Origin of the sequence: Microbulbifer sp. HZ11 (assembly GCF_000708675.1) — a bacterium.
GTDB lineage: Bacteria > Pseudomonadota > Gammaproteobacteria > Pseudomonadales > Cellvibrionaceae > Microbulbifer.
In genome coordinates this window covers 1,839,870-1,846,736 of sequence record NZ_JELR01000001.1, presented here as the reverse complement: position 1 = coordinate 1,846,736, position 6,867 = coordinate 1,839,870, and the positions used below count along the sequence as shown (strand labels likewise).

Sequence of the window (6,867 nt, the reverse complement as noted above, 5' to 3'; positions counted from 1 at the left end):
CAACATCGCCGATGGTAGTGTGGGGATTCCCCATGTGAGAGTAGGTCATCGTCAGGCTTAAAATCCAAAAGGCCGTACAGTTACCTGTACGGCCTTTTTTCTTTTTGGCATTGCGAAATCCAGCCAAAACCTGCTGAGTATTCAGGTTTTTTTCGTGAAACTTTGGTGACGTTTTTTTAAACGCTTTCCAAACCCCAGTAACCACGCCACTCACACCTAATATCCCACACTTACCCACAAGTCTGTCCAAGGTTTCTGTGCGTAACCAGCCTGTGCATAAGTTTTAATTTGTTCCTTAAATCAAATGTTAAGGATATGCACAGGTAGTCCCGGTATTTCTGAGTAACTTGTACAGCCCTGTGAATTACCTTGCGCTGGTTAACTTGTACGATATATTCAGATGTTAGATTGACCGTTATATATCAAGGAGTCAGCCCATGTCCGATATCTTCACTATCCCGGTTCAAACCAGTGAAGGAAAAAAAGGAACACTGGATGAGTTCAAAGGGAAGGTCCTGCTCGTGGTGAATACTGCGAGCAAGTGCGGGTTTACCCCGCAGTATCAGGGTTTGGAAGACCTGTACCGAAAGTACAAGGACCAAGGGCTGGTCGTACTCGGCTTCCCCTGTAACCAGTTTGGTCAGCAGGAGCCTGGCAGTGATAACGAAATTCAGGAGTTCTGCACACTGAACTACGGAGTGAGCTTCCCAATCTATGCAAAGGTCGACGTGAATGGATCCGATGCACACCCATTGTTCTCACACCTGAAGAAACAGGCGCCTGGGATTCTCGGGACTGAGGGTATTAAATGGAATTTCACCAAGTTCCTCGTGGGCCGTGAGGGCGATGTGGTGAAGCGGTATGCGCCGAAAGATAAGCCAGAACAGATTGCGGCAGACATCGAGGCCTTACTGTAGACATTCAGCGTGTCCAAAAAGGCAATCTCGTAAGGGGGCTGGCAGGCCACACTTGTGTTGATAGGTTCTTTTATCCTAAATTTACTCGATTTTTCGATAATTATTTTGCTTTGATGGCTATTTGTAATCGGTTAAATAGGATGAGTATTGATGTTTTGGGCCTGGTCGGACTATAGTTTGCGACGCCGGAGCAGGGTCAATAGTTGGCTCTGCGACGGGCAAGTAGTGAACTAATCAATCAGAAAACGGATACAGACATGAAACCCAGTCAATCCGCCGGCAAATGGTTGCCGGGTGCGCGGCGTCGGGTCTCCTGCGTTTTCGCGGAGGCGCCATTTACCACCTATTCACGCCATCGCGCTGCGAACTTCACTGCCCTCCTACTACTAGCACGCCTGCTACGACTGCCGCGTCGCGGCATATAATTTTATCCCCATACCTCTCTACAGAATTCCGTACTTAATTTGAGCAGTGCGTAGACAGCGGCGTTACCGCTGTTTAGCCTCGGGCCAGACTAGGAGAAGAGCCCTGATGAACGCTAAAAAAGATAAATTAGTCATTTTCGATACCACCTTGCGGGACGGCGAGCAAAGCCCCGGCGCTTCCATGACCAAGGACGAAAAAATCCGTATTGCCTCCATGCTGGAGCGTATGCGGGTCGACGTCATAGAGGCTGGCTTCGCGATTGCCAGTCAGGGCGATTTTGAAGCTGTGCAGGCGGTGGCTGAAACCGTAAAAGATTCCCGTGTATGTAGCCTGGCCCGCGCCGTGGGGCCCGATATTCTGCGCGCCGGTGAAGCGCTCAAAAAGGCCAATGCGTCCCGTATTCACACCTTTATTGCCACCTCACCCATCCATATGAAGTACAAGCTTCAGATGGAGCCGGAAGATGTATTGCGCCAGGCGGTAGAGGCGGTAAAAACTGCGCGCCAGTTTACCGACGATGTGGAGTTCTCTCTGGAGGACGGCAGCCGCTCTGAGCCAGAATTCATGTATCGGATTATCGAAGCGGTCATCAACGCCGGCGCCGGCACCATCAATATCCCTGATACCGTGGGTTACGGTGAACCGGGAGAGTACGGTGCCATGTTCAAACGGGTCATCGAGAATGTACCCAATTCCGACATGGCCATATTCTCTACCCACTGCCATAACGATTTGGGCCTGGCCGTGGCCAACTCCCTTTCTGCGGTGATGAATGGTGTTCGCCAGGTAGAGTGCACCATCAATGGTCTGGGCGAGCGTGCGGGTAATGCTTCACTGGAAGAAATCGTCATGGCCGTGCGTACCCGTCAGGATCTGTATCCAGTGGAAACTGGTATCGATGCCTCGCATATTGTGCCCACTTCGCGCCTGGTTTCCTCTATCACCGGCTTCCCGGTTCAGCCGAATAAGGCGATTGTGGGGGCTAATGCCTTCGCGCACGAATCCGGTATTCACCAGGACGGCGTGCTCAAGCATCGCGAAACCTACGAAATCATGCGTGCAGAGGATGTGGGTTGGGGGCAGAACCGACTGGTTCTCGGTAAGCATTCCGGCCGCGCCGCGGTGAAGGCACGCTATGAAGAGCTGGGCGTGACCTTCGCCGACCCTGCGGAGTTCAATGTGCTGTTCCAGCGCTTCAAGGATCTCGCGGATAAAAAACACGAAATCTTCGATGAAGATTTACAATCGTTGATTTCCGGTGCCACCGACCCGGTAGAGCACTATCAATTGGCCGACCTCGAAGTGCGCAGTAAAAGCGGCAGTAACCCCCAGGCGCAGTTAGAGCTGGTTATTGATGGGGAGAAAAAAACGTGCAGTGCCGAGGGCAGTGGTCCGGTGGATGCAACTTTCAAGGCCATCGAATCGGTGGTGGGAAGCCAGGCGGATCTGCAGCTTTATTCTGTCAATGCGGTGACCCAGGGTACTGACTCCCAGGGCAGCGTGACGGTTCGGCTGGAACGCGATGGTCAACTGGTGAACGGCGTCGGTGCCGATACCGATATTCTGGTAGCGTCCGCAAAAGCCTACCTGGATGCGTTAAACTTGCTCGCCAGTAAAAGCAGTAAGCCAACCGGCGTTTGATGGAAGGCGCCAGCGGGGAACAGAGTGAACGAATTACAGCGGACGGAGTACCTGACGGCACTGGGTGTAACCAGCTATATGCCGAGATTCCGACTGCCACTCGCAGCAGAGCCTACCCAGGCCCTGCTGCCCCCGCCGCCTCAGTCGGCACAGGCGAACCCTGAAGTTCGCCCCGCTGCGGCTGCGGCATTGATGCAGACAGTTGGTGCCTCCGTATCGCTACCCGTCGAAACACCGGCTAAACCTGCAGCCTCGCGGGCGGCTGCACCTGTGGAGATGGAGCGCGTGGTTGGCAGCCTGGCAGCAGAGGCAAAGGTACCTCCGCCGGCCAGAGTCGTGCCCGTGGCGGCTCCTGAGAAGCCGGTACCGCCCTTTGTGCTCAGCTGCTGGTGGTTGGGAGAAGAGCTGCTGGCGGTGGACAGCCGTGAACCCGGAACCGCGCTACCGGTAGAATCTCTGTTTGGTAATATTGCGCGGGCAATCGGTTGGCATCAATTGCCGAGCGAACGCGACAAGCTCAAGTGGCCACTGGCTGAAAATCCTTTTGCGACCGCTGCGGGTGCCAGTGATGCCCGGGAAACCTGTGGTAGCTGGCTGGAAGCGGCCTGTGGGCGAAAGTCAGTGAAATGGGTCTGGCTTATGGGAGAGCAGGCGCAGGCATTCTGCTCGCCGGTCCCCCTGAAGTCGCCGATCAATGACTGGCAGGGGCGATACGTGGTAGCCATGCCGAGTCTCACTGAGCTGCTGAACGAGCCATGGCGCAAGCGGGAACTCTGGCATTTATTGCGTGACCTTTATCCGGAGCAGACCCGAAGCCAATAGGTGCGCGGGCCGGGTACATTCTTGCTGATTACGGAAATCGCCGTTGAACTCACCAATCCCTGATTCCTCAACGCTTGCCCTGCACAGAGAGTCTCCGTTGCACTTCGAGCGTGCCGGGGAGAAAGATTGCGATAACCTTGCAGCACTTGCCCGCAGCGCCCATAGTCATCCGTGGAGCTCGATTCAATACCACGACAGCCTGAGAGCGGGGCACCACTGCTGGATCCTGCGCCCACCCGAACCTTCAGTACAAAAGCACGGGCAGATTCTCGCCTGCTGTGTGGTGAGCCGCCTGTTTGACGAAGCGGAAATTCTGGATGTCGCTGTGGCGCCGGGCTGCCGCAATCTTGGCGTCGGAGCGCGGTTATTACAGCATATTTTTGCCCAGTTTCCCGAACACGTGGCGCGAGTGTTGCTGGAGGTTCGTGCGTCCAACCGTCCGGCGCGAGCGCTGTACCACAAGCTCGGCTTTACCGAAGATGGTCGCCGCAAAAACTACTACCCGAAACCCGATGGCAGTCGGGAAGACGCCTTGCTTATGAGTCTGGTACTGTAAACGACCATTTGTCTGTGCCCGTCACCCGGCAAAGCACGTATTAACTCCGGAACCTCCATGGCATCCCATCGATCTCAACCGTCACTCCTGGAAGGTGCTGTCGCCGCACATTTACAGCGTCTCGCACTGCCTATGGTCTGGGGTATTCTCGCCACCATGTCCTTCAATGTGGTGGATACCTATTTCGTATCCCAGTTGGGGGACGGCCCCCTGGCGGCCATGAGCTTCACCTTTCCGGTGGTGATGGTGATCAACGCGCTGGCTATCGGGCTCGGGGCTGGCACTTCCTCGGCGGTTGCGCGGGCCTATGGTGCGGGGGACATGTCTCGGGTGCGCCAGCTGGTTACTGACGCAACTCTGTTAGCTTTATTGCTTGCTGTACTCGTCAGTGCAATCGGTCTGCTTACCATAGAACCGCTATTCCGACTGCTGGGCGCGCAGGAACGGTTGTTACCGTTGATTACCGAATACATGGTTCCCTGGTATTACGGCGCTGTGTTCGCAGTGGTGCCAATGGTGTCCCTGTCTGCACTGCGGGCTATTGGCAACAGTGCACTCACCGGACGCATTATGATAGCGGTTGCGGTGTTCAACCTGGTTCTGGACCCACTGCTCATCTTTGGTCTTTTTGGCTTTCCGCGACTGGAACTTCAGGGGGCGGCACTAGCCACGGTGATTGCGCGGGGTGTGAGCTTTTTTATCGCGCTGTATGTGTTGGCCCGCCGTGAACAATTGCTGTCTGCCCCAACCTTGAATTGGCGGCTTGTTAAAGAATCCTGGTCGAGCCTGTTGAGAGTAGGTCTCCCTGCCATCGCGACCAACGTTATTATTCCCGTATCCGGTGGTGTGGTGGTGGCATTGGTCGCCGCGCATGGTGCCGACGCGGTGGCAGGCCTTGGTATTGCCTTGCGAATTGAACCGCTGGCGCTCATTGTGTTCTATGCGCTGTCGTCGGTAGTTGGACCTTTTATGGGGCAGAATGCTGGTGCGGGTAAACAGCAGCGTCTGCATGAAACCATTGCGGTGCTTTCCCGTTTTTGCATTGTTTTTGGGGTGGGACTGGCGATTTTACTGTGGCTCCTGGGGCGGCATATTGCGGCGTTATTCAGCGACTCGCCGCAAGTGCTTGCCGTGGCTGTAGGCTATTTAAGCCTGGTGCCTTTCAGCTACGCCGGTTATGGATTTGTCATGTCTGCCAACGCCGCGTTCAATGGTCTGGGGCACCCATTACCTGGAACCATTATTTCATTCCTGCGCGTACTCGGGCTGTACCTCCCCCTGGCCTGGCTGGGGAATTATGTCTTGGGGATTTACGGTTTGTTTGTGGCCACAGTGATCGCAAACCTGACGATCGGTATATTGGCGTGGTGGTGGTTGCGTCGTTACCTTGCGGAGAATGTGGGAAACCGCGAGGGGTTGTTTGCCAAGTAGGTTCGAGAGGCTGAATATGTTGAAGGCGAATGTGCGGCAACTAGCGTACTGGCCGTTCCTGTTGGTGATCCTGTGTTTGGCGGTGAATGCATATTCTACCGAAAGTCCCTTTGACCGGTATCCGATCCATTTCGTTACGGTGGATGAAACTGCTATTGCGTATCAGGATATGGGTGCCCGGGACGGTGAACCGGTACTGCTGATCATGGGGCTGGGTGCGCAAATGCTGCACTGGGGGGATACCCTGGTACAGGGATTGCTCGATCAAGGCTATCGGGTAGTGTTGATCGATAATCGTGACGCGGGCCTGTCGCAAAAATTTTACCGCCTTGCTGCGCCTCCTGTCTGGTGGACAATGGTGCGCGCAAAGGTCGGGCTTACTCCAGAGCCGGCCTATGGTCTTCAAGATATGGCGGCAGATGCAGTGGGTGTTTTGCAGGCACTTGGCATTGACCGGGCGCATATAGTTGGTGCCTCTATGGGCGGAATGATCGCACAGGTATTGGCTGCGGCTTACCCACTAAGGGCGCTTACATTGACCTCCATCATGTCGAGTTCCGGGGCGCCGAATCTTAGTGAGTCCAGCCCCGAGGCCGTATCCGCGCTGGCATCTGGAGCAAAATCCGGCCTCAGCAGGGAAGAGGAGCTTGCAAACCGGGTCAGTATTGCGCGTACCATTGGCTCACCTGAGTATTTTTCTACTGAGTATGCGCGCCAGCTGGCGGAGCGGGTAATGAACCGCGGCAGCTACGGGCCAGGTACCGTGCGGCAGTTCCAGGCCATTCTGGCGAGTGGGGACCGGACTGATATACTGAAGACGATCGCCGTTCCTACCTTGGTAATTCATGGCGACAAAGACCCATTGCTGCCACTGGATCATGGCCGGGATACCGCAGAAAAGATTCCCGGTGCTGAGTTTGTGGCAATTTCCGGAATGGGGCACGCCCTGGAACCGGAGGTCAGTCGGCGGGTACTCTCTGCAATGTTGCCTTTTTGGCGCGCACAGCTCGGCAGTCAGCCCCTGCGTGAGGGCTTGGGGCCATCTCCGGAAATCGCCCCGTACTGATTCTCGGT

General features: G+C 55.4%; 7 protein-coding genes. 6 read left to right on the top strand and 1 reads right to left on the bottom strand.

All coding sequences use genetic code 11. The annotated features are described in order from the left end of the window. On the bottom strand, positions 1 to 214 hold a 214-nt coding region (locus AU11_RS18575), incomplete at its 3' end, for a hypothetical protein (protein WP_231491707.1). Positions 215 to 437: 223 nt separating this feature from the next. Between AU11_RS18575 and AU11_RS07920 the strand changes: the two genes are divergently transcribed. The 6 genes from AU11_RS07920 (at position 438) to AU11_RS07895 (ending at position 6,859) form a co-directional block, all read left to right on the top strand. Further along, positions 438 to 917, top strand: coding sequence for a glutathione peroxidase (locus tag AU11_RS07920; RefSeq protein WP_043317737.1), 480 nt, complete (start codon positions 438 to 440; stop codon positions 915 to 917). Between the two features lie 531 nt (positions 918 to 1,448). Beyond that, positions 1,449 to 2,984: a 2-isopropylmalate synthase gene (locus AU11_RS07915; RefSeq protein WP_043317736.1), complete on the top strand. Its 1,536-nt coding sequence runs from the start codon at positions 1,449 to 1,451 to the stop codon at positions 2,982 to 2,984. 24 nt (positions 2,985 to 3,008) lie between these two features. After that, positions 3,009 to 3,806, top strand: a complete 798-nt coding sequence (locus AU11_RS07910; protein WP_043317735.1) for a hypothetical protein — start codon at positions 3,009 to 3,011, stop codon at positions 3,804 to 3,806. A 43-nt stretch (positions 3,807 to 3,849) separates the two neighbouring features. Continuing rightward, entirely contained in the window at positions 3,850 to 4,362 is a 513-nt protein-coding gene (rimI, locus tag AU11_RS07905) for a ribosomal protein S18-alanine N-acetyltransferase (protein WP_081847987.1), read from the top strand. 57 nt (positions 4,363 to 4,419) lie between these two features. Next, positions 4,420 to 5,793: an MATE family efflux transporter gene (locus AU11_RS07900; RefSeq protein ID WP_051687032.1), complete on the top strand. Its 1,374-nt coding sequence runs from the start codon at positions 4,420 to 4,422 to the stop codon at positions 5,791 to 5,793. Positions 5,794 to 5,809: 16 nt separating this feature from the next. Then, positions 5,810 to 6,859, top strand: coding sequence for an alpha/beta fold hydrolase (locus AU11_RS07895; protein ID WP_051687031.1), 1,050 nt, complete (start codon positions 5,810 to 5,812; stop codon positions 6,857 to 6,859). The last annotated feature ends 8 nt before the right edge of the window (positions 6,860 to 6,867 follow it).

Excerpts from the sequence above, each read along its gene's own strand:
- AU11_RS07920 (WP_043317737.1), top strand. The coding sequence starts at position 438 with ATGTCCGATATCTTCACTATCCCGGTTCAAACCAGTGAAGGAAAAAAA.
- AU11_RS07895 (WP_051687031.1), top strand. The coding sequence starts at position 5,810 with ATGTTGAAGGCGAATGTGCGGCAACTAGCGTACTGGCCGTTCCTGTTG.
- AU11_RS07915 (WP_043317736.1), top strand. The coding sequence starts at position 1,449 with ATGAACGCTAAAAAAGATAAATTAGTCATTTTCGATACCACCTTGCGG.
- AU11_RS07900 (WP_051687032.1), top strand. The coding sequence starts at position 4,420 with ATGGCATCCCATCGATCTCAACCGTCACTCCTGGAAGGTGCTGTCGCC.